The 21171-nt window shown below is 73.4% G+C and carries 21 protein-coding genes; 6 read left to right on the forward strand and 15 right to left on the reverse strand.

Annotated features, from left to right (window positions below; all coding sequences use genetic code 11):
* Positions 1-57: 57 nt before the first annotated feature.
* From ASF82_RS08200 to thyX, 6 genes are all read right to left on the reverse strand, one after another.
* Complete coding sequence (locus tag ASF82_RS08200; RefSeq protein WP_056056225.1) at positions 58-1287, reverse strand: ABC transporter permease; 1230 nt, start codon at positions 1285-1287, stop codon at positions 58-60.
* Positions 1284-2027: an ABC transporter ATP-binding protein gene (locus ASF82_RS08205; protein ID WP_056056227.1), complete on the reverse strand. Its 744-nt coding sequence runs from the start codon at positions 2025-2027 to the stop codon at positions 1284-1286. The genes ASF82_RS08200 and ASF82_RS08205 overlap by 4 nt, the downstream gene beginning before the upstream one ends.
* Positions 2027-3040, reverse strand: coding sequence for an efflux RND transporter periplasmic adaptor subunit (locus ASF82_RS08210; RefSeq protein ID WP_056056229.1), 1014 nt, complete (start codon positions 3038-3040; stop codon positions 2027-2029). Before ASF82_RS08210 ends, ASF82_RS08205 begins: the two co-directional genes overlap by 1 nt.
* Positions 3041-3168: 128 nt before the next feature.
* The gene (locus tag ASF82_RS08215) at positions 3169-4845 is read right to left on the reverse strand and encodes a ribonuclease J (protein ID WP_056056231.1); all 1677 of its coding nucleotides are present in this window, start codon (positions 4843-4845) and stop codon (positions 3169-3171) included.
* A complete protein-coding gene (gene dapA, locus ASF82_RS08220; RefSeq protein WP_056056233.1) occupies positions 4842-5819 on the reverse strand; it encodes a 4-hydroxy-tetrahydrodipicolinate synthase in 978 nt (325 codons plus the stop codon). Before dapA ends, ASF82_RS08215 begins: the two co-directional genes overlap by 4 nt.
* A 95-nt stretch (positions 5820-5914) precedes the next feature.
* Positions 5915-6673 (reverse strand): FAD-dependent thymidylate synthase, encoded by a 759-nt coding sequence (gene thyX / locus ASF82_RS08225; RefSeq protein ID WP_056058756.1) that lies wholly within the window; start codon positions 6671-6673, stop codon positions 5915-5917.
* Between the two features lie 191 nt (positions 6674-6864).
* Here thyX and ASF82_RS08230 point away from each other — a divergent pair, with 191 nt between their 5' ends.
* Entirely contained in the window at positions 6865-7770 is a 906-nt protein-coding gene (locus ASF82_RS08230; RefSeq protein ID WP_056056235.1) for a TIGR01777 family oxidoreductase, read from the forward strand.
* A 12-nt stretch (positions 7771-7782) separates the two neighbouring features.
* Here ASF82_RS08230 and ASF82_RS08235 read toward each other — a convergent pair whose 3' ends face one another.
* Together ASF82_RS08235 and dapB are read right to left on the reverse strand one after the other, a co-directional pair.
* On the reverse strand, positions 7783-8238 hold the full coding sequence (locus tag ASF82_RS08235; RefSeq protein ID WP_056056238.1) for a hypothetical protein: 456 nt from the start codon (positions 8236-8238) through the stop codon (positions 7783-7785).
* Positions 8238-8969: a 4-hydroxy-tetrahydrodipicolinate reductase gene (gene dapB, locus ASF82_RS08240; RefSeq protein WP_056056240.1), complete on the reverse strand. Its 732-nt coding sequence runs from the start codon at positions 8967-8969 to the stop codon at positions 8238-8240. The genes ASF82_RS08235 and dapB overlap by 1 nt, the downstream gene beginning before the upstream one ends.
* A 50-nt stretch (positions 8970-9019) precedes the next feature.
* Between dapB and ASF82_RS08245 the strand changes: the two genes are divergently transcribed.
* Entirely contained in the window at positions 9020-9541 is a 522-nt protein-coding gene (locus ASF82_RS08245) for a GNAT family N-acetyltransferase (protein WP_056056242.1), read from the forward strand.
* Here ASF82_RS08245 and ASF82_RS08250 read toward each other — a convergent pair.
* Entirely contained in the window at positions 9538-10140 is a 603-nt protein-coding gene (locus ASF82_RS08250; RefSeq protein WP_056058759.1) for a histidine phosphatase family protein, read from the reverse strand. The two genes, ASF82_RS08245 and ASF82_RS08250, sit on opposite strands and share 4 nt — an antisense overlap.
* A 14-nt stretch (positions 10141-10154) precedes the next feature.
* Positions 10155-11525, reverse strand: coding sequence for a pitrilysin family protein (locus ASF82_RS08255; protein WP_056056244.1), 1371 nt, complete (start codon positions 11523-11525; stop codon positions 10155-10157).
* 225 nt (positions 11526-11750) lie between these two features.
* On the opposite strand from ASF82_RS08255, the gene ASF82_RS08260 reads away from it, so the two are divergent.
* A complete protein-coding gene (locus tag ASF82_RS08260; protein ID WP_082514494.1) occupies positions 11751-12365 on the forward strand; it encodes a TetR/AcrR family transcriptional regulator in 615 nt (204 codons plus the stop codon).
* A 38-nt stretch (positions 12366-12403) separates the two neighbouring features.
* Here the strand turns inward: ASF82_RS08260 and ASF82_RS08265 are convergent, their stop codons facing one another.
* Together ASF82_RS08265 and ASF82_RS08270 are read right to left on the reverse strand one after the other, a co-directional pair.
* Positions 12404-13441: an aldo/keto reductase gene (locus ASF82_RS08265; protein ID WP_235491232.1), complete on the reverse strand. Its 1038-nt coding sequence runs from the start codon at positions 13439-13441 to the stop codon at positions 12404-12406.
* 322 nt (positions 13442-13763) lie between these two features.
* On the reverse strand, positions 13764-16040 hold the full coding sequence (locus ASF82_RS08270) for a polyribonucleotide nucleotidyltransferase (RefSeq protein ID WP_056056250.1): 2277 nt from the start codon (positions 16038-16040) through the stop codon (positions 13764-13766).
* A gap of 311 nt (positions 16041-16351) precedes the next feature.
* Here ASF82_RS08270 and ASF82_RS08275 point away from each other — a divergent pair, with 311 nt between their 5' ends.
* Entirely contained in the window at positions 16352-17632 is a 1281-nt protein-coding gene (locus ASF82_RS08275; protein WP_056056252.1) for a hypothetical protein, read from the forward strand.
* An 81-nt stretch (positions 17633-17713) separates the two neighbouring features.
* Here ASF82_RS08275 and rpsO read toward each other — a convergent pair whose 3' ends face one another.
* Both rpsO and ASF82_RS08285 read right to left on the reverse strand, forming a co-directional pair.
* A complete protein-coding gene (rpsO, locus tag ASF82_RS08280; RefSeq protein WP_056056254.1) occupies positions 17714-17983 on the reverse strand; it encodes a 30S ribosomal protein S15 in 270 nt (89 codons plus the stop codon).
* A 94-nt stretch (positions 17984-18077) separates the two neighbouring features.
* Positions 18078-18533, reverse strand: a complete 456-nt coding sequence (locus tag ASF82_RS08285; protein ID WP_056056256.1) for a VanZ family protein — start codon at positions 18531-18533, stop codon at positions 18078-18080.
* Positions 18534-18629: 96 nt separating this feature from the next.
* Here ASF82_RS08285 and ASF82_RS08290 point away from each other — a divergent pair, with 96 nt between their 5' ends.
* Positions 18630-19373 carry a M50 family metallopeptidase gene (locus ASF82_RS08290; protein ID WP_056056258.1) on the forward strand — a complete coding sequence of 248 codons (744 nt, stop codon included), beginning with the start codon at positions 18630-18632 and terminating at the stop codon, positions 19371-19373.
* 9 nt (positions 19374-19382) lie between these two features.
* Here ASF82_RS08290 and ASF82_RS08295 read toward each other — a convergent pair whose 3' ends face one another.
* Positions 19383-19922 carry an adenine phosphoribosyltransferase gene (locus tag ASF82_RS08295; RefSeq protein WP_056056260.1) on the reverse strand — a complete coding sequence of 180 codons (540 nt, stop codon included), beginning with the start codon at positions 19920-19922 and terminating at the stop codon, positions 19383-19385.
* Between the two features lie 181 nt (positions 19923-20103).
* Here ASF82_RS08295 and ASF82_RS08300 point away from each other — a divergent pair, with 181 nt between their 5' ends.
* A complete protein-coding gene (locus ASF82_RS08300) occupies positions 20104-21147 on the forward strand; it encodes a M4 family metallopeptidase (RefSeq protein ID WP_056056263.1) in 1044 nt (347 codons plus the stop codon).
* Positions 21148-21171 lie beyond the last annotated feature (24 nt).

Raw genomic sequence — 21171 nt, forward strand, 5'->3', positions numbered from 1 at the left:
GTACCGCCCGCCCCCGACGCGGGTCGGAGGCGGGCGGCGCGTCAGCGGTGGGCGGGGTCAGTAGCGGATGGCGTCGATGACCTTGACGCGCACCGCGACGAGGGCCGGCAGGAGCCCGGCGACCGCGCCGATGAGCGTCGCGGAGCCGAGGCCCACGAGGGCCGCGGTGATCGGGAAGGGGGGAAGGTCGTCGACCGCACCCTGAGCGATGAACCCCTGCACGGTGCCGTTCTGCACGACCAGGACGGCCACCATCACGCCCACCACGCCGGCCACGACGGTGCCCGCGACGCTCTCCAGCATCACCGAGAAGAAGACCCGCGGGGCCGTCGCCCCGAACGACCTCCGCACCCCGATCTCGCGGATGCGCTGGCGGACCGTCACCAGGGCGATGTTGACGAGCCCGAGACCGCCGAGCAGCAGCACGAGCACCCCGACTCCGGTGATCGTCAGCTTGATCGGCAGGAAGGGATCGGTGTCGCCGGCGTACGCGGCGTAGTCCGTCCGGCTCACGTCCACCTGGACGTCGTCGCCGAGGGCGGCGGCCAGGTTGCCCTGCACCATCGCGCTGAGCTCGTCGCCCGACCCCGGCGGCAGCCACATCTCGTACTGCGGTGACTCCGGGTAGCCCCCCTGCGAGACCGGCCCGAGGTCGAGCTCGTCGGAGGGGAGGAGGAAGATCGCGGGCCCCTCCCCCTCGTAGAGCTCGGCGGTCACGCCGACGACCACCCCCGTCGCCGAGTCGGCGCCGCGGAGCTGCAGGGTCGGGTGCGACGAGACGGGCGGACGGCCGAGCTGCTCCCACAGGGCCTCGTTCACGACGACCGCGGGCGCCATGCGACGCTCGTCGCCGTCGACGAACCACGACCCCTCGGCCAGGGCGACGCGGTGCATCTCGCCGTACTCGGGGTCGACGATCTGCGCCGACACGTCGGTGAGCCCGCCCGGCAGCTGCACGGAGCGCGTCGTGTAGAGGGCCTCCGACGCCCAGGTGACGTCGTACCGCGACATCGTCGAGCGGAACTCCCGGTCGACGAGGGCGGGGTCGAGCACGCCGGCGCCCGTCGTGTAGGCCGAGACCGTGTACGTGGCCGGCCGGCCCCCGGACTTCTCCGACGACTCCCGCGTCGACTGCTCGGCCAGGCTGCCGAGGCCGACCACGGCCGTCAGCGCCGCCACGGCGACCGCGACCCCGACGAGGCTGAGCAGCACGCGCAGCTTGTTGACCCGCAGCTCCGACCAGGCCTCGACGAACGCCCCCACGACGCCCGACAGCAGCCCGCTCACGCCGCGGCCCCCGGGGTCGCGGGCACGAGCGCCGACGGGCCGGCGAGCTCGCCGCCCAGCCGTGCCGCCGACAGCACGCCGGCGTCGAGCGCGTAGTGCCGGGCCGCGAGGCCCGCGACTGCGAGGTCGTGCGTGATGGTGACGAGGGCCGCGCCGGTGTCGGACGAGATGTCGTCGAGGAGGCGCATGACCGTCGCGCCCGTCTCGATGTCGAGCGCCCCCGTCGGCTCGTCGGCGAGGATGACGCGGGGGTCGCGCACCAGCGAGCGAGCGATGGCGACGCGCTGCTGCTCGCCCCCGGAGAGACGGTGCGGCATCGAGTCGACCCGGTCGCCGAGCCCGACCTTCTCGAGCATCTCCGCGGCGATCGACCGTCGCCGCCAGAACCGCCGGCCGCGCGCGTAGAGCAGCGGCGTCATGACGTTCTCGAGCGCCGTCCGCCCCTGGAGCAGGTTGAACTGCTGGAAGATGAAGCCGACCTGCTCGCCCCGCAGGCGGTCGCGCGCCCCCGACCGGAGCCCGCTCACGTCGACGTCGTCGAACGAGTGCGTGCCCGTGGTCGGCGCGTCGATGAGGCCGAGGATGTTGAGCAGGGTCGACTTGCCCGAGCCGGAGCGGCCCACGATGCTCACGTGCTCCCCGGCGGCGACGACGAGGTCGACGCCGCGGAGGATGTCGAGGGCCGCCCCGTCGGCCAGGGGCACCGTCTTGGTCACGCCCTCGAGCCGGATCAGCGGCATCAGCAGAGGACCTCTCCGGTCATCGGGTCGACGCAGCCCTCCTGCGGGGCGACGGCGCCCGGCACGAACTCGAGCACCGTGTCGCCCTCGACGAGGCCGCCCGTCACCTCGACGGCCGTGCCGTCGTTGATGCCGAGCGTGATCTCGCGCTCCTCCTGCGTGCCGTCGGCGCCGACCACGGTCACGACGCCCTTGCCGGCCGCGCCCTCGACGGCGGTGAGCGGGACGGTCAGCACGTCGGTCGCCACGCCGGCGGGGATGGTCAACGTCGTCGCGAGCCCGGCGAACACCGTGACGTCGGCCGGCACGGCGCAGCTCACCGACTGACCGGAGGTGCCGGTCGCGGCGGGGTCGCCGCCGTCGCCCGACGTCGACGGCGCCGCGGCGCCGACGCCGCCCACGACGAGCGCCGTGCACGCGAACGGCGCAGGCCCTCCCGGGATCGAGGCCGTGCCCTCCGTGGGGCGGCTGACCAGGCGGTACAGCTGGTCGGCGGCCAGCGAGCCCGTGACGTGGAAGGTGGGAGGCGCCACCTTCGCCACCGGGTCGCCCACGGCCACGATCTGGTCCTTGATCACGGGGAGCTCCGTGACGGTGCCGGCCACCGGGGCCGCCACCACGGCGGTCTTGACGACGGGGGCACGCTCGGTGACCGTCCCGTCCGCCGCGACGAGCGCCTCCTGCGGGGTCTCCGAGCGGAGCGTGGCGATCTTGTCGCCCGCCGCGACGACCTGGCCCTTCTCGACGACGACCGTCACGACGGTGCCGGCGAGGGTGGCCGGAGCGACGGACGCGGCGTCGGCCTCGACCGTGGCGTCGACGGTGACGTCGTTCGTGACGGTGCCGACCGCCACGGCGACCTGGGGCTCGACCGCCTCGCCGGTCGGGACGGCGACCGAGCCGGACGCGGCGTCCGGCGCGGCGAAGAACGCGAGCTTGACGAGGGCGACGGCGATCGCGGTGAAGATCAGGATGCGGAGGATCGGGAAGATCCAGGTCTTGGCCACGCGCACGGGCGACTCCCCCTTCGGAGCAACGGACGGAACGTGCTCACCCTAGGAGCGGGGGGACGACGGAGGCCTCCGTCGCCGGGATGACTTCCCGGCGGCGGAGGCCCCTCGTTCGTGGCGGCCCCGAGGCCCTACGCGCTGATGACGACCGGCACGATCATCGGGCGCCGGCGGTGCTGCGTGTTGACCCAGCGACCGACCGTGCGGCGGACGACCTGGCTGAACTGGTGCGTGTCTCGCGTGCCGCCCTCGGCGGCCTCAGCCAGAGCCGCGATGATCTTCGGCAGCACCGCGTCGAACACCGAGTCGTCCTCCGCGAAGCCGCGCGACTGGATCTCGGGCCCGACGACGACACGGCCGGTCTGCGCGTCGAGGGCGACGAAGATCGAGATGAAGCCCTCCTCGCTGAGGATCCGCCGGTCCTTCAGGTCGGCGTCGGTGATCTCGCCGACGGTCGAGCCGTCGACGTAGACGTAGCCGAGGTCGAGCTGGCCGACGACGGTGGCCACGCCGTCCTTCAGGTCGACGACGACGCCGTCCTCGCCGAGCACGGTGTTCTGCTCGGGGACGCCGGTGCGGACCGCCAGGGCGGCGTTGGCGTACAGGTGCCGGTGCTCGCCGTGGACCGGCATGACGTTGCGGGGCCGGAGCACGTTGTAGCAGTACAGGAGCTCGCCGGCCGAGGCGTGGCCGGAGACGTGGACCTTCGCGTTGCCCTTGTGCACGACCTTCGCCCCGAGCTTCGTGAGCCCGTCGATCACCCGGTAGACGGCGTTCTCGTTGCCGGGGATCAGGCTCGAGGCGAGGATGACCGTGTCGTCGCGGCCGATCTCGATCTGGTGCTCCCTGTTCGCCATGCGCGCCAGGACGGCCATGGGTTCGCCCTGCGAGCCCGTGCTCATGTAGACGATGCGGTCGTCGGGGAGGTCCTTCGCCTTCTTCGCGTCGATCAGCACGCCGTCGGGCACCCTCAGGTAGCCGAGGTCGGCGGCGATGCCCATGTTGCGGACCATCGAGCGCCCCATGAAGGCGACGCGGCGGCCGTTCGCGTGCGCGGCGTCGAGCACCTGCTGGACGCGGTGGACGTGGCTCGAGAAGCTCGCGACGACGACCCGGCGCGGCGCGCGGCGGATGACGTCGTCGAGGACGGGGCCGATGTCGCGCTCGAGCGCCGTGAACCCGGGGACGTCGGCGTTGGTCGAGTCGGGCAGGAAGAGGTCGACGCCCTCCTCGCCCAGCCGGGCGAACGCCCGGAGGTCGGTGATGCGGTCGTCGAGCGGCAGCTGGTCCATCTTGAAGTCGCCCGTGTGGAGCACGAGGCCCGCCGAGGTGCGGATGGCCACGGCGAGGGCGTCGGGGATGGAGTGGTTCACCGCGACGAACTCGAGCTCGAACGGCCCGAGGGTCTCGCGGCCGCCCTCGCGGACGGTCAGCGACCACGGCGTGATCCGGTGCTCCTTGAGCTTCGCCTCGATCAGCGCGAGGGTCAGCTGCGATCCGATCAGCGGGATGTCGGCGCGGAGGCGGAGCAGGTACGGCACGGCGCCGATGTGGTCCTCGTGGCCGTGCGTCAGCACGATGGCGAGGACGTCGTCGAGGCGGTCCCGCAGCGGCGAGAAGTCGGGCAGGATCAGGTCGACGCCGGGCTGGTGCTCCTCCGGGAAGAGCACGCCGCAGTCGACCACGAGCAGCTTGCCGTCGATCTCGTAGATCGTCATGTTGCGGCCGATCTCGCCGAGTCCGCCCACCGGCACGACGCGCAGCGTGCCGGGCTCGAGCGCGGGAGGGTCCTGGATCGTCGTGGTCATCGCGTGGTGCCGTGCACCTTGGGCAGGGCGCCGCCGGCCGCCGCGTTGCGGTCGGGGCGGAAGCGGCTGAGGTCGAGGCCGGGGATCTCGCCGACGTGCGACAGCTCGTCCTCGATCAGCGCGGCCTCGCTGTCCTCCGGGCCGACGAGCGGCAGGCGCACGCGCGGGCTGGAGATGCGGCCGAGGCCGTGCAGGATGTACTTGGCCGCGACCGTGCCGGGCACGTGCGTCATGACGGCGCGCACGAGCGGCTCGAGCATCTGGTGCGCCGCGGTGGCGGTGTGCAGGTCGCCCGCGTTCACGGCGTCCACGATCGTGCGGTACGGCGCGGCGGCGATGTTCGCCGTCACGCCGATCAGGCCGGAGGCGCCGATCGAGAGGTGCGGCAGGACGTTGGCGTCGTCGCCCGAGAAGTACAGGAGGTCGGTCTGGTTGATGACCCGGCTCACCTCGGCGAAGTCGCCCTTGGCGTCCTTCACGGCGACGATGTTCGGGTGCTTCGCGGCCCGCAGCAGCGTCTCGTACTTGATCGGGATGCCCGTGCGGCCGGGGATGTCGTAGAGGATGACCGGCAGGTCGGTCGCGTCGGCGATCATGCGGAAGTGCGTGAGGACGCCCGCCTGCGTGGGCTTGTTGTAGTACGGCGTGACGATCATGACGCCGTCGGCGCCCGCCGCCTCGCTCGCCTTGTAGAGCTGGATGGCGTGGGCGGTCTCGTTCGAGCCGCCGCCCGTGATGATCTTCGCCCGGCCGGCCGACACCGACTTGCCGACCTCGACGAGCCGGAGCTTCTCCGGGTCGGTCAGCGTGCTCGTCTCGCCGGTGGTGCCGGTGACGACGATGCCGTCGGCACCCGCGGTGATGCAGTCGTCGATGTGCTTCTCGGTCGCGGCCCAGTCGACCTCGCCGTCAGCGGTGAACGGGGTGACGAGAGCGACGAGGACCTGCCCGAAGGGGTTGCTGATGTCAGACACGTCGACCAGCGTACTGGCTCGCTCCGTCGGGGCGGGCGTGCAGGAGGCGCGACCGGCGTCGACGACGTCGCCGCGCCTCCCTGGGGCGGCCGGCCCTACGGCGCGACGCGACCGTTCTTGCCGAACGCCGCGTAGGTGAGCGGCATCAGCTCGGCCCAGAGGTCCTCCATCTTCTCCGCGCACATCTCGATCTCCCGCTGCGGGAACGACGGGAAGTGCGTGCCCTCGCGCTTGGTGCGCAGGCTGAGGAAGTTCATCAGCGAGCGGGCGTTCACCGTGACGTACATCGACGAGTAGATGTTGAGCGGCAGGACGATGCGGGCGACCTCGCGGGCGATGCCCTCGTCGAGCATGCGCTTGTAGGCGGCGTAGGCCTCCCGCGAGGTGCGCTCGGTCTCCGACCGCACGAGGGCCGACTGCTCGGGCGTGCCGGGCAGGAAGTCGTAGGCGCCGGGCTTGCCGACCTGCTGCAGGTTGCGCGTCTCGGCGGGCACGTAGAAGACCGGGTTGAGCTCGCGGTAGCGACCGCTCTCCTCGTTGTAGCTCGCCATGCGGTGCCGCATGAACTCGCGGAAGACGAAGATCGGCGCCTGGACGTAGAAGGTCATCGAGTTGTGCTCGAACGGCGAGCCGTGGCGGTCGCGCATCAGGTAGTTGATGAGGCCGGCGCCCTTGGTCGCCTGCTCGCCCTCGGCGGAGGCCTGCGCGCCCTCGAGGGTGAGCTCGCCCATCGTCGACACGCGCGCGGCGAACAGCACGTCGCTGTCGTGGGCGCTGGAGCGGACGAGCTCGACGGTCACGTCGGAGCGGAACTCGACGTCGTGCTCGACGGGGTGGTTCTCGGCGGACTGGATCACGGGGTCAACGGCAGCGGCATCAGACACGGCGACGACTCTACCTCCGCAGCCCCTCCCGCAGAGCGTCTCCCCGGGCGCCCTCCCGGCCGCCTCGCCCGTGCGCCTCGGGACGACCACCAGGAGGCACGCCTACGCTCTCGGGGAGCACCTCCCTCCCCGCTCCCCCGCACCGTGAAAGCCAGGGCCCCATGACCGACGCACCCCTCACCGTCCTCGTCTCCGGCGCCTCCGGCCTGGTCGGCACCGAGCTCACCCGGCAGCTGCGGGAGGCCGGCCACCGCGTCGTCGCGCTCGTCCGCGGCGATGCCCGTGACGACGACCAGGTCACCTGGGTCCCCGCCGCCGGCATCGTCGACTACACCGTGCTCGACCGGGCCGACGCCGTCGTGAACCTGAGCGGCGCGAACCTCGGCCGCCTGCCCTGGACCCCGGGCTACAAGAAGGAGATCGTGGCGTCGCGCGTGTCGGCGACCCAGACCCTCGCGCGGGGCATGGCCCGGGCCGAGACGCCGCCGACGGTCTTCCTGAGCGGATCGGCCGTCGGGATCTACGGCGACCGCCCCGGGGAGCGCCTGACCGAGGAGAGCCCCCGCGGCACCGGCTTCCTCAGCGACGTCGTCGCCGAGTGGGAGGCCGCGACCGCCGAGGCGCCCTCGGGCACGCGCGTCGCCCACCTGCGCACCGGCGTGGTCGTGGGCCCCGGTGGCGCCCTGAAGCCCCTCCTCCCCCTGACCCGCCTCGGACTCGGCTCGCGCCTCGGCACCGGCGACCAGTTCTGGCCGTGGATCAGCCTGCACGACGAGGCCGCCGCGATCGTGCACCTGCTCACCTCGACCCTCGAGGGGCCCGTGAACCTCGCCGGCCCGACGCCGGCCACGAGCGACGAGCTGACCCGCCGGCTGGCCGGTGACCTCGGGAAGCCCTACGCCCTCACCGTGCCCGAGTTCGTCATCTCCGGCGCGATGCAGGAGGCGGGGCGCGAGATGCTGCTGCCGAGCCAGCAGGTCGTGCCCGCCAAGCTCCTCGCCGACGGCTTCGCCTTCCGTCACCGCACCGTCGACGAGGCCGTCGACGCCCTGGTCTCGACCCTCTGAGGGGGAGGGCGGTCAGCGCGAGGAGGCCGCCGCCTCCCCGCGGAGCTTGATCGACCAGCGCAGGGCCTTCCGGGCCCGCCGTCGGTCGCCGCACGCGTCGTAGGCCAGCCCGAGCCGGAACCAGGAACGCCAGTCGTCGGGCGACTCCGCCGCCTCCGCCGCCCACCGCGGGAAGGCGGCGTCGGCGGCCTCGCGGTCGTACCGGCCGGAGGCGCGGCGCGGCACGTCATCGACGGGGAGCTCTCCCGAGGCGGTCAGTTCACGGACCATCTGCTGGGTCCGGGCGCCGAAGCGGAGCTCGACGACGAGCGCCCAAGCGCCGAGCAGCGGCAGCACCACGAGGGCGGCGCCGAGGACGACCGCGATCGGCTCGCCCGTCCGGAGGAAGAGGTACGCGCGCTGCGCGACGAGCACGACGTAGAGCAGCAGCAGCAGCGCCATGACGAGCGCGGCGACGCGGCCCTTCATCAGTCGAGGGGCAGCACGCGGTCGAGGCCGACCACGACGCCGCTGACGGTGGGAGCCGCCTCGATCGCGACCAGGAGGCCCTTCTCGTACGCGCCCTGCGACAGCGTGTCGTGGGTCAGCGTCAGGGTCTCGCCCGCGCCTCCCAGGATCACCGACTGCTGGGCGACCACGCCGCGCATCCGCAGGCTGTGCACCGGCACGCTGGCGACCTGCTGGCCGCGGGCGCGCTGGTCGGAGAACGGGGCGGCCACGGGCCCGAGGTCTCGCCGCGCCTCCGCGATGAGCTCCGCGGTGCGGACGGCCGTGCCGGAGGGCGAGTCGACCTTGCCGTCGTGGTGCGACTCGACGATCTCGATCGAGTCGTAGAACCGGGCCGCCATGGTCGCGAACCGCGTGGCCAGCACCGACCCCAGGCTGAAGTTCGGCACGACGAGGACGCCGGGGCCCGCGACGTCGGCGACGATCGTCGACAGCTTCGCGATGCGCTCGGCGCTCCAGCCCGAGGTGCCGACGAGCACGGGGAGGCCGGCCCGCACGACGTGCTCGACGATGCCGGGGCTCACGGCGGGGTGCGTCACGTCGACCACGAGGTCGGCGCCGAGGACGCCGTCGAGGTCGTCGCGCGACGACAGGCCGGCGTGCAGCTCGAGGCCGTCGGTGCGCTCGACGAGGTCGACGATGAACGAGCCGAGCGTGCCCGTGGCCCCGACCACGGCGATGCGGGAAGTCATGGGGACCAACCTACCGGCCGGGGCTCCCGGGGCGACCTAGCATGGTGCCCATGAGCAGGTTCCGCCCCGTCGACGTCACGGCGCCCGTCGCCGCCGAGCTGCTGACCGCCTACTTCGCCGAGCGGGCCCGCACCTTCCCCGGCGGGCCGGCTGCCTACGTGACCACGCTCCCCGACCCGGCCGCGTTCACGCCGCCCGCCGGCGTCTTCGTCGTCGCCGAGGAGGACGCCGGCGCGGCGCCGGGCCCCGACGAGTCGGCGTCGCTCGGCTGCGGCGGCGTCCGCGCCGTGGCTCCGGGGCCCGGCGGCGAGGTGCGATTCGAGGTCAAGCACCTCTTCGTCTCCCCCGCCGGGCGGGGCCGGGGGCTCGGTCGGGCGCTCCTCGACGAGCTGGAGCGCCGGGCGCGCGACCTCGGTGCGGACGAGCTCGTGCTCGACACGAACGACAGCCTCGCGGCCGCCGGCAGCCTCTACCGCTCGTCGGGCTACGAGCGGATCGAGCCCTACAACGCCAACCCGAACGCGACGGCCTGGTACCGGAAGGCACTGGGCCGCACGGCTCCCCCGAGCTAGATCGGCTGCTCCACCGGGAGGCCGGTGCGGAGCTCGACCGGCAGGTGCCCGAGGTCGTTGTGGGTGACGAGCTCCGGCGGCTTCGCCGAGCGGACGCGGATGATCGTCAGGCCGGCGTTGGCCTGGTTGACGCCCATCCAGCGCCAGTCCGGAGCCCCGAAGACCTCGCGGACGAACCACCCGATCACGAAGTTGTGCGTGATGAGGAGGTCGTGGCGGTCCTCGCGGGCCGGGGTCAGCCACTCGGAGACGGCGTCGGCCATCTGCGCCTGCCCCGCCTCGACCTCCTCGTCGGTCACCCCGCCGAAGAACGGCTTGTAGGCCGCGGGCATGTCGGGCGTCGGGCCGGACGGCACGCAGTCGAAGAGCAGCGTCGAGGGCTGCGACTCGAGGGCCGGCAGCCGCTCGGTCATGATGCGGGCGGTCTCGGCGGCCCGCTCGAGCGGGGAGTGCCACGCGGCGTCGAACGGGACGCCGCCGAGGCGCTCGGCGATGAGGCGCGCCTGGCGCTTGCCCCGCTCGGAGAGCGGGCCGTCGGGCAGCCCGTGCTCGGCGTCCTGCTGTTCGCCGTGCCGGACGAGGTAGAGGTAGTGGGACACCGTCGTCTCCTGGTTCATGGGGTGGTGGCTGCCGGGCCGGGCACGTCGGGCGCGCTCGGCACGGCGAGGTCGGCGGCGTCGAGGTCGCCGACGACGACCGTCGAGAGGGCTCCGCCGCGCAGGGCCCCGGCGAGCTCGCGGACGTCGTCGGTGGTGACGCGGGCGATGCGGTCGAGCGAGGCGTCGAGGTCGACGAACTCGCCGAGCGAGAGCTCTGCCCGGCCGAGCCGGTTCATGCGCGTGTCGCTGTCCTCCAGCGCGAGGGCGGCGGCGCCGCCCAGCTGGCCGAGCGCACGGCGGTGCTCGTCGTCGGTGATGCCGTCGTCGGCGAGGCGGTCGAGCTCGTCGAGCATCAGGCGCGACACCCGACCGGCGTTCGACGGCGTGCAGCCGGCGTAGAGGCCGAACACGCCGGCGTCGGAGTAGCTCGACGCGAACGAGTAGACCGAGTACGCGAGGCCGCGACGCTCACGGACCTCCTGGAAGAGGCGCGACGACATGCCCCCGCCCAGCACGGAGTTGAGGACGGCCAACGAGGAGCGACGCTCGTCGGCCGCGGAGATGCCGGGCAGGCCGAGCAGGACGGTGGCCTGCTCGAGCGGGCGCCGCACGATCGTGACGGGCTCGGCCGGCGTGGGCACGACCGCGGCCGTCGACCGCCGGGCGACGGGCGACGCGGCCTCCGTCGACCAGTCGGACCGGTCGAGGGCGGCCGTGAGACGCTCGACGAGGTGGTCGTGCTCGACGGCGCCGGCGACGGTGACGACGAGGTCGCGGGGCCGGTAGTTCTCGCGCCAGTGGCGGTGCACGTCGTCGCGCGACGCGGCGCGGATGCTCTCGGGGGTGCCGCCGATGGGGCGGCCCAGGGGGTGGTCGCCGAAGACCGACTCGAAGAGGCGCTCGCCCGCGACGTCGGCCGGGTCGTCGTCGGCCATCGCCAGCTCCTCGAGGATGACCCCGCGCTCGGTCTCGAACTCGACGGGGTCGAGCGACGCCGACGTCAGCATGTCGGCCAGCACGTCGACGGCGTCGTCGAGGTCGACGTCGCGCACGCGGGCGTAGTAGCAGGTGTACTCCTTGGCGGTCGCGGCGTTGTGCTCGCCGCCGACCGACTCGAAGGCCACCGCGATGTCGAGGGCGGACCTCGTCGTCGTGCCCTTGAAGAGCAGGTGCTCGAGGAAGTGGGTCGAGCCCCGCTCGCCCTCCTGCTCGTCGCGCGAGCCCACCGCGACCCAGAAGCCCACCGTGGCGCTGCGCGCGCCCGGCATGCGCTCGCTGAGGATGCGCACCCCCGTCGGCAGGACGCTGCGGCGGACGAGGGCGTCGCCCGTCGCGACGAAGGAGAGCTCGACCGCGTCGAGGGGCAGGGAGACAGGACCGGTCATCAGAGCGAGCCTACGGGATGCCCTCCGGCGCCGTCACCCGAACTGGGGGACGTGGGTGTGGACAAACAGACGAGTCCGTCTGTCCTCATCGGTGCTACAGTGATCTCACCGACGGCGGCACCACCCCCCTGATCAGTCGTCGTCGGCGGCTGTGGACGTCCTGGAGGTCCCGAGCACGCGTTCCCCCGACGCGGCTCGAGCCACCGAGTCCCAAGGAGCCACGCTGTGACGGTCGATTCCCCCCAACCGGCCGTCCAGCGTCTCCCTGGGCGTCCCCGCGCCGACCAGACCACGCCCGGCGCCCGCGCCCGCGTGCTGACGACGGCCGACCGCCTCTTCTCCGACGAGGGGATCCGCGTCGTGGGCGTCGATCGCCTGATCGCCGAGTCGAGCGTCACCAAGGCCACGTTCTACAAGCACTTCGGCGCGAAGGACACCCTCGTGCTCGAGTACCTCGCGGGCCGCCACGACCGCGACGTCGAGGCCCTGGCAGCCCTCGTAGAGGAGCACCCCGACGGCGTCGAGCGCATCCGGTCCCTGCTGGAGTCGGTGGTCGCGCAGCTGCAGGCCCCCGGCTACCGGGGCTCGCCCTGGGCCAACGCCGCGTCCGAGTTCAGCGACCCGACCCACGCCGTCCGCGCCAGCATCGCCGAGCACCGCGAGTGGCAGACGGACGCCCTCGTCGACCTCTTCAAGGACGCCGCTCACCCGATGCCCGGCGACGCCGCCGACGACCTCCTGCTCGCCTGGGACGGCGCGCAGATCGGCGCCTACGCCGGCGACGCCATCGCGGCCGCGGCCTCCCTGCGCCGCACCGTCGAGCTCCTCCTCAGCGCCTGACCCCTGCCTCCCGGCTGCCGGCCTGCCGGCCCGGAGCCTCAGGCCGAGGCTCGGTCGAGCTCCAGCACCTGCGTGCGCGTGAGCCGGACCTGAGCCGCCTGGGCGAGCTCGGCGACCTGAGCCGCGCTCGTGGCGCTCGCCACCGGCGCCACCACGTTCGGCTTCGCGAGCAGCCACGCCAGGGAGATCGCGGCCGGCGACACGTCGTGCACCGCTGCGACCCGGTCGAGCTCGGCGAGGACCCGCAGGCCCTTCTTCGTCAGGTGGCGCGAGACGTCCTTGCCGCGGCGGGTGCGCGAGACGTCGGCCCGCGTGCGGTACTTGCCGGTCAGGAACCCGCTCGCCAGCGCGAAGCGCGGCATGACGGCCAGCCCGAGCTGGGCGGCGACCTTCGAGAGGCCGCCCTCGTACTCCGTGCGGTTCATGAGGTTGTACTGGTTCTGCAGCGCCACCATCGGGGCCACCCCGAGCATGCCCGCGGCGATGCGCGCCTCGTACAGACGGTTGCCCGAGTGGTGGGCACCACCGAACCACCGGACCTTGCCGGCCCGGATGAGGTGGTCGACGGCGAGCAGCGTGCGCTCGAACGCCACCTCGGTGTCGTCGACGTGCAGGTAGAGGAGGTCGACGTGGTCGGTGCCGAGCCGTTCGAGCGACGCCTCGACGGCCCGCTCGACCGCCCGCGGGGTGAGCCCTGGGTGGTCGGCGCTCTTGCCGATCTTCGTCGACAGCACGACGTCGTCGCGGGAGCGGCGGCGCTTCATCCACGAGCCGATCATGATCTCGCTGCGCCCGCCGGCGTACGAGTCGGCCGTGTCGACGAAGTTGCCGCCCAGGTCGTAGTACGCGTCGAGCACGGCCTCGGTCTCGGTCTGGTCGGCCGTCCAGCCGAAGACGTTGCCGCCGATCGCCATCGGGAAGACGCGGAGGTCGGACGTGCCGAGGCGACGTCGCGGCTGGATCACGCCGAGGTCGACGGGGACGGTCGCGTCCGTGACGGACGAGCGCCGCGGCGGGCGGGCGGGGGCGGCACGGGGAGCCTCGGCACCGGTGGCGCGCGCCGTGGTCTCGCTCACTCGCGTCACCCCTCCGAGGCTGGTCTGGCGGCTCTCGTCGGGCACCGACGACAGGACCCCGCCGACCGTGGCGACCATCGGTCACGGCGAGCTGGATCGGGCCCTCACGTCGAGACTACGGGCCCGAGCGGTGCTCGGCACGCCGCCGCACCCGATCGTTACGAGAACATCCCTCAGATTCTCGGAGAGCGCCTCCTCGGGGCCGCAGGAGGCACGGCAGCACCGTCCGTCACACCTCCCGGGGGCCGTCCCGACGCCCCCGGAGACGACGAAGCCCGCCCCCGACCGAGGTCGGGGGCGGGCCGTGTCTGACGGTCAGCGACTAGCCGAGGTCGACCGACGCGTCGTCGCTCTCGCCGGCGGCGCCGCTCGAGTCGGTGTCGGCCTCGTCGGCCACGACCGGGGCGAGCGACAGCTTGCCGCGGTCGTCGATCTTCGTGATCTCGACGAGGATCTTCTGGCCGACCCCGAGCACGTCCTCGACGTTCTCGACGCGCTTGCCGCCGGCCAGCTTGCGGACCTCGCTGATGTGCAGCAGGCCGTCCTTGCCGGGGAGGAGCGAGACGAAGGCGCCGAACGACGCGATCTTAACGACCGTGCCGAGGAACTGCTCGCCCACCTCGGGGTTGGTCGGGTTCGCGATGGCGTTGACCTGGGCGCGAGCGGCCTCGGCCGAGGGGCCGTCGACGGCGCCGATGTAGACGGTGCCGTCCTCCTCGATGGAGATGTCGGCGCCGGTCTCGTCCTGGATCGCGTTGATCGTCTTGCCCTTCGGGCCGATCAGCTCGCCGATCTTGTCCTGCGGGATCTGGACCGAGATCACGCGGGGCGCGGTCGGGGCCATCTCGTCGGGCGCGTCGATGGCCGAGGTGAGCACGCTGAGGATGGCGGTGCGCGCCTCCTTGGCCTGCTTCAGCGCGGCGTCCAGCACGGCGGTCGGCAGACCGTCGAGCTTCGTGTCGAGCTGGATGGCCGTGACGAACTCGCTCGTGCCGGCGACCTTGAAGTCCATGTCGCCGAGGGCGTCCTCCGCACCGAGGATGTCGGTGAGGGCCGCGTAGCGGGTCTGGCCGTCGACCTCGTCGGAGACGAGGCCCATGGCGATGCCCGCGACGGGCGCGCGCAGCGGGACGCCGGCATTGAGGAGCGACAGGGTCGAGGCGCAGACGGAGCCCATCGACGTCGAGCCGTTGGAGCCGAGGGCCTCGGACACCTGACGGATCGCGTAGGGGAACTCCTCGCGGCTGGGCAGCACCGGCACGAGGGCGCGCTCGGCGAGGAAGCCGTGCCCGATCTCGCGACGCTTCGGCGACCCGACGCGGCCGGTCTCACCGGTCGAGTAGGGCGGGAAGTTGTAGTGGTGCAGGTAGCGCTTCTTCGTGACCGGGCTCAGCGAGTCGATCTGCTGCTCCATCTTGAGCATGTTCAGCGTGGTGACGCCCAGGATCTGGGTCTCGCCGCGCTGGAAGATGGCGGAGCCGTGCACGCGCGGGATGACCTGGACCTCGGCGTCGAGCGGACGGATGTCGGCCAGGCCGCGGCCGTCCATGCGGACCTGCTCGGTGAGGATGCGGTCACGGACGACCTTCTTGGTGGCCGTCTTGTAGGCGGCGGAGACCTGGCCGAGGGCGGACTCGGGCAGCGCGCCCGACTCGACCTTCGCCGCGACGGCGTCCTTGACCTTGCCCTTGAGCACGTCGTCGGCGTCCTGGCGCTCGATCTTGCCGGCGATCTTGTAGACCTCGGACAGCTCGGAGCCGGCGGCCTCGGTGACCGCGGCGAGGACCTCGTCGGTGTAGGGCAGGAAGACCGGGTAGTCGGCGATCTCCTTGAAGGCCTGCGCGGCCATCGCGGACTGCGCGTCGACCAGCTGCTTCAGGAAGGGCTTGGCGGCCTCGAGGCCCTGGGCCACGACGGCCTCGTCGGGCTTGGTGGCGCCGCCCTGGATGAGGCCCCAGGCGTGCTCGGTGGCCTCGGCCTCGACCATCATGATCGCGACGTCCTCGTTGCCGGCGGCGTCGGTGACGACGCGGCCCGCGACGGTCAGGTCGAAGACGGCCTCGGCCAGCTGCGACGCCTTGGGGAAGGCCACCCACTGGTCGCCGATGAGGGCGAGGCGGACACCGGCGATCGGGCCGGAGAAGGGCAGGCCCGAGATCTGGGTGGAGGCGCTGGCCGCGTTGATGGCCAGGGCGTCGTAGAACTCGTCGGGCGCGATGCTCAGGACGGTGATGACGACCTGGACCTCGTTGCGCAGGCCCTCGACGAAGGAGGGGCGCAGGGGCCGGTCGATGAGACGGCAGACGAGGATGGCCTCGGTGGAGGGGCGGCCCTCGCGACGGAAGAACGAGCCGGGGATCTTGCCCGCGGCGTACGAGCGCTCCTCGACGTCGATGGTGAGGGGGAAGAAGTCGAAGTTGTCCTTCGGCTTCTTGCTGGCGCTCGTGGCGGACAGCAGCATGGTGTCGTCGTCGAGGTAGGCGGCGACGGCTCCCTGGGCCTGCTGGGCGAGACGACCGGTCTCGAATCGGATGGTGCGCTTGCCGAACTTGCCGTTGTCGAGGACGGCTTCGCCGAACTTGATCTCTGGACCCTCCATGTGGGGGCTACTCCTCTTTGTTTTGCATCGACGCCCCGTGTGGGCATCGATGTGCATCCGGAGCGGGCGGGGCGGCGGGCACGAAGGACGTGCACGGACGACGGCGCGGTGCACCGGTCGCTCGTCTGGCCAAAAGCGGGAACGGTCGGAGCCCCCTGCCCGACCGACGCTGACGAGCGCCGGGACCGGGGCGGGATCCGCCTGTCACCACCGGTGACCAGCAGCCGAGACCGGCCTGCTCCGTGCGCGATCCTAGCACCGGGGCCTCCGCGGGCCGGGAGGCGGGCGGGCTCCGCGGCTAAGGTCGACGCGTGACCCCGACCGCTCCCTCCCGCCGACCCGGCCGCGCCGCCCGCCGGGCGAGCCTCGTGGTCGCGACCACCGCCTCCCTCGCCCTCGTGCTGTCGACCCTGGCCGGGGCGGGCCCCGCGTCGGCGGCCGACGCCCCCAGCTGGGCCGACGTCGAGGCCGCACGGGGCGACGCCGCGGCGACACAGGCGCAGGTCGTCGCCGTCACGGCGGCGCTCGACGGGCTCGAGCGGACCGCCGCCGCACGGGGCGACGCCGCGGTGGCGGCGACCGCGACCAGCGCGGAGGCCGCCGCGCAGGAGGCCGCCGCCGGCAGCCGGGCCGACCACCTGCAGGCCGACGCCGACGCGGCGGTGGCCGCCGAGCAGGCGGCCCACGAGCAGGCGGGCCAGCTCGCCGCGCGGCTCTCGCGGGTCGGCGGCCCCCAGGCGCCGTCGACGGAGCTGCTCGTCGCCTCCGACCCGGACCAGGTGCTGTACCAGCTGGGGGCGCTCACCCAGCTGGGCGACCGGTGGCGCGGGGTCCTCGCCGAGGCGACGACGACGAGCGGCACGGTCGCCTCGCTGACCGCGCAGGCCCAGGTCGCCCGTGCCGAGGAGTCGCGGCTCGCCGACGAGGCCGCCGACCGGGCCGCCGACGCGACGGCCGCGCAGGCCGCCGCCGACGCGGAGGTCGCGTCGGCCACGACGCAGTCCGACCAGCTGTACGCCCAGCTCGCGACGCTCAACGACACCTCGGCCGACGTCGAGCGGCAGTACCGGCAGGGCGAGGCGGAGAAGGCCGCGGTCGCGGAGCAGGCGCGGGCGGCTGCCGCGGCTGCGGCGACAGCCGCCGCCGCCCGGGCGACCGCACCGGCGGCGGGCTCGGGCTCGGCGTCGTCCGGGTCACGCCCGGTGCCGGCTCCGGCTCCTGCTCCTGCCCCCGCACCGGCCCCTGCGCCCGCCCCCGCCCCCGGGGGCTCGACCGCTCCCCCGGCCGGCGCCGTGAACGACCCAGCCGGGGCGAAGGCCTACGCCGCGAGCCAGGTCGGCACCGGTGCCGAGTACTCCTGCCTCGTCCAGCTCTGGAACAAGGAGTCGGGGTGGCGGACCACCGCGACGAACCCCTCGGGAGGCGCCTACGGGATCCCGCAGGCCCTGCCGGGTTCGAAGATGGCCAGCGCCGGCCTCGACTGGCGGACGAACTACCGGACCCAGGTCGACTGGGGCCTCAGCTACATCCACGGCCGGTACGGCACGATGTGCGCGGCCTGGGCGCACTCCGTCGCGAACAACTGGTACTGACGGGCGCCTCGGCGGCCCCGGAACGAGAACGGCCCCCCTCCTGCGTGCAGGAGGGGGGCCGTCGTCGAGACGTGCGGTCGACTAGCGACGGAGACCGAGGCGACCGATCAGCGTGCGGTAGCGCTCGATGTCGACCTTGGACAGGTAGCCCAGGAGGCGACGGCGCTGGCCGACGAGGAGGAGGAGGCCACGACGCGAGTGGTGGTCGTGCTTGTGCTCCTTGAGGTGCTCGGTCAGGTCGAGGATGCGCTGCGTCATCACGGCGACCTGGACCTCGGGGGATCCGGTGTCGCCGGGGTGCGTCGCGTACTCTTCGATGATCGCAGTCTTGACTTCGGGTGCAAGGGCCATGTCTGGGATCCCCTTCCTCTTCGTTGCGCGGCGCCCGTCACAGGATGTGCAGGCTCTCTTGATCCGCGGCCGTTCTGACGGCAACCTGATGAGCTTACCAGGCCGGGCTCTGCCGCGGCGACCGGCTGCGGCGACGCGACCGGCGACTCCTCGGCAGGACGAGGCCGACGAAGGCCGCGCCGATCGCGGCTCCGAGGGTGTTCATCACGAGGTCCTGCGGGTCGGCGAAGCGCGTCGCCGACAGCACCGTCGCCTGGTACGACTCGATGGCCACGGTCGCGACGAGGCCGACCACGACGCCGACCCACCACGCCCGCTTCGGCAGCAGCAACGCCGGGAACATGCCCATCGGCACGAACATCGCGACGTTCGCGGCCGCCTCGACCCGGGCGAAGGTGATCCAGTCGGTCTCCTCGTGCCGGGCGGCGAGGTCGAGCACCCGCCAGAGCAGCTCGGAGGTGCCGTCGCCGTAGACGGTGGGTCGGAGGGTCATCCAGGCGACCCCGGCGAGGTACGCGAGGGTGGCGAGGAGGAGGACGGCGCGGCGCATCCCTCCATGGTGGGGCACGCCCGGCCGAGACAGCTGCCAGGCGGCCGAGGTTCATCCCTCGGACGGAGCCCGGGAGGCGCCTCCTAGGCTGGCCGGATGACCACCGCGCCCGAGACCGTCGCCGACCTCTGGGCCCGGGTCGCCGAGCGCGCCGCGCCCCTGCCGCCGGAGTGGACGGCCGCGGCGGTCGCCGCCGGGGCGCTGCTCGTGCTCGTCCCGACGACCTGGCGCCTCGTGCGCCACGCGGTCACCGTCATGCACGAGGGCGGGCACGGCCTGGCCGCGGTGCTCAGCGGGCGACGCCTCTCGGGCATCCGCCTGCACGGCGACACCTCGGGCCTCACGGTGTCGAGCGGGCCGCCGACCGGCCTCGGGATGGTCGTCACGCTGCTGGCTGGCTACCCGGCGCCCGCGCTCGCCGCGCTCGGGGCCTCGTGGCTGCTCGCCGCGGGGTTCGCGGCGGGGCTGCTCTGGGCGCTGGTGCTGCTGCTGGCGCTGATGCTCGTGCAGATCCGCAACTGGTTCGGGCTCTGGGTCGTGCTGGTCGGGGCCGCCGTCGTCGGCGGCGTGACGTGGCTCGCCCCCGTGGTGTGGCAGCAGTCGTTCGGCCTGGCGCTCGTCAGCGTGCTCGGCCTCGGAGCCGTCCGTGCCTCGCTCGAGCTGCAGTCCAGCCGCCGCCGCAGCGCCCGCCGCGGCGGGTCGACGCAGTCGGACGCCGACCAGCTCGCCCGCCTGACGCACGTGCCGGGAGTGCTGTGGGTCGGCGTCTTCGTCGCGGTGACGGCGGCCTGCGTCGTGGGCTGCGGCCTGCTGCTCTTCCCCGGCTGGCCCGCGCCGTAGGGCCCCGACCTAGGCCGGTGCGCTCGAGAGGGCGTGGACGGGCAGGCGGGAGGCGAGGCGGTCGCGGCCGGGCAGGCCGTCGAGCTCGAGCAGCACGGCGATGCCGACGACCTCGTAGCCCGCGCGCTCGAGGAGGGTGACGGTCGCCTCGGCGGTGCCGCCGGTGGCGAGCACGTCGTCGACGACGAGCACCCGCGTGCCCGCGGGCAGCTGGCTCGGGCGCAGCTCGAGGGTCGCCTCGCCGTACTCGAGCGCGTAGCTCTCGCTGAGCACCTCGCCGGGGAGCTTGCCGGCCTTGCGGACGGTGAGCACGCCGACGCCCTGCTCGATCGCGATGCCGCCGGCCAGCGCGAAGCCCCGGGCCTCGATGCCGGCCACGGCCTGGAAGGCGCCGTCGAAGGGCTCGCTCAGCGCGGCCGTCACCGTCGCGAAGGCGTCCGCGTCGGAGAACAGCGGGGTCACGTCGCGGAAGAGGATGCCCGGCACGGGGAAGTCGGGGACGACGGCGATCATGCGGTCGACCAGGGCGGAGGCGTCGGAGGCGGTCATCCGGTCAACGCTACCGGGGCGGGGCGGCCCCGTGCGCCGGGTCGCCGAGCGAGCGTGGGGCCGGCCGGTCGGAGGCGCGGTGCAGGCCTGCGGGAGGCACGGTGCGGGGCCCCGGAGCGCCTACCGTGACGATCGTGTGAACTGTCGGGCCGATGTCGGGGGCCGGTGCGAGAGTGCAGCCATGACCCGCTTCATCGTGCCGCCCTACCTGCTCGACCACCTCGCCCGGGCCGACTCGCCGCGCCTGTCACGGGCCCCCGAGGCCGCCCGCCAGGGCCTGCGGCAGATGGAGGAGGTGCGGGCGCTCCGCGCGGCGGTGCCTCCGGCCCGTCAGGGCGCCGTGGCCGTCGACGGCCCGCTCGAGCGCACGATCTCGGACGCCGGGGGCACCGAGGAGCTGCCCGGCCGCGTGGTGCGCCGCGAGGGCGAGCCGCCGACGGACGACGTCGCCGTCACCGAGGCCTACGACGCCCTCGGGGCCACGCACGCGCTCTTCCTCGAGGCGTACGGCCGGTCGTCGATTGACGGCTCGGGCCTGCCGCTCGACGCGACCGTGCACTACGGGCTCGACTACGACAACGCCTTCTGGGACGGCCGGCGGATGGTCTTCGGCGACGGCGACGGCGAGGTGTTCCGCCGCTTCACGGCGTCGGTGAGCGTCGTGGGCCACGAGCTCGCGCACGGGGTGACGCAGTACACGACGGCGCTCGAGTACCAGGGGCAGTCCGGGGCGCTCAACGAGTCGGTCAGCGACGTCTTCGGCGCGCTCGTCGAGCAGCACCTGCTCGGGCAGACGGCCGATGAGGCCAGCTGGCTGATCGGTGAAGGCCTCTTCACCGACGAGGTGCAGGGGCGGGCGCTGCGCTCGATGGCCGCGCCGGGAACGGCCTACGACGACGACGTGCTCGGGAAGGACCCGCAGCCGGCCCACATGGACGACTACGTCGAGACGACGGAGGACGCCGGGGGCGTGCACCTCAACTCGGGGATCCCCAACAAGGCCTTCCACCTCGTGGCCACGGCCCTCGGCGGCCGCGCATGGGAGCGCGCCGGGCAGGTCTGGTACGACACCATCACGAGCGGCGACGTGTCGCCGACCTCGACGTTCGCCGAGTTCGCCGCCGTCACGGTCGCCGCCGCGGAGGCGCGGTGGGGCGCCGGGTCGAGCGAGGCCCGCGCGACGACCGAGGGGTGGCGCGGGGTCGGGGTGCTGCCCGCGGCCTGAGGCGGGGCGGCGGGGCGGCGGGGC

It is taken from the genome of Frigoribacterium sp. Leaf164, assembly GCF_001423665.1.
Lineage (GTDB): Bacteria > Actinomycetota > Actinomycetes > Actinomycetales > Microbacteriaceae > Frigoribacterium > Frigoribacterium endophyticum.

Bases quoted from the DNA above. Each gene is read 5' to 3' on its own strand.
- ASF82_RS08235 (WP_056056238.1), bottom strand. From the start codon at position 8,238: ATGAAGGGCCGCGTCGCCGCGCTCGTCATGGCGCTGCTGCTGCTGCTC.
- ASF82_RS08295 (WP_056056260.1), bottom strand. From the start codon at position 19,922: ATGACCGCCTCCGACGCCTCCGCCCTGGTCGACCGCATGATCGCCGTC.
- rpsO (WP_056056254.1), bottom strand. From the start codon at position 17,983: ATGGCCCTTGCACCCGAAGTCAAGACTGCGATCATCGAAGAGTACGCG.
- ASF82_RS08245 (WP_056056242.1), top strand. From the start codon at position 9,020: ATGAGCAGGTTCCGCCCCGTCGACGTCACGGCGCCCGTCGCCGCCGAG.
- ASF82_RS08205 (WP_056056227.1), bottom strand. From the start codon at position 2,027: ATGCCGCTGATCCGGCTCGAGGGCGTGACCAAGACGGTGCCCCTGGCC.
- ASF82_RS08285 (WP_056056256.1), bottom strand. From the start codon at position 18,533: ATGCGCCGCGCCGTCCTCCTCCTCGCCACCCTCGCGTACCTCGCCGGG.
- ASF82_RS08230 (WP_056056235.1), top strand. From the start codon at position 6,865: ATGACCGACGCACCCCTCACCGTCCTCGTCTCCGGCGCCTCCGGCCTG.
- ASF82_RS08300 (WP_056056263.1), top strand. From the start codon at position 20,104: ATGACCCGCTTCATCGTGCCGCCCTACCTGCTCGACCACCTCGCCCGG.
- ASF82_RS08290 (WP_056056258.1), top strand. From the start codon at position 18,630: ATGACCACCGCGCCCGAGACCGTCGCCGACCTCTGGGCCCGGGTCGCC.
- ASF82_RS08255 (WP_056056244.1), bottom strand. From the start codon at position 11,525: ATGACCGGTCCTGTCTCCCTGCCCCTCGACGCGGTCGAGCTCTCCTTC.
- ASF82_RS08215 (WP_056056231.1), bottom strand. From the start codon at position 4,845: ATGACCACGACGATCCAGGACCCTCCCGCGCTCGAGCCCGGCACGCTG.
- ASF82_RS08270 (WP_056056250.1), bottom strand. From the start codon at position 16,040: ATGGAGGGTCCAGAGATCAAGTTCGGCGAAGCCGTCCTCGACAACGGC.
- dapB (WP_056056240.1), bottom strand. From the start codon at position 8,969: ATGACTTCCCGCATCGCCGTGGTCGGGGCCACGGGCACGCTCGGCTCG.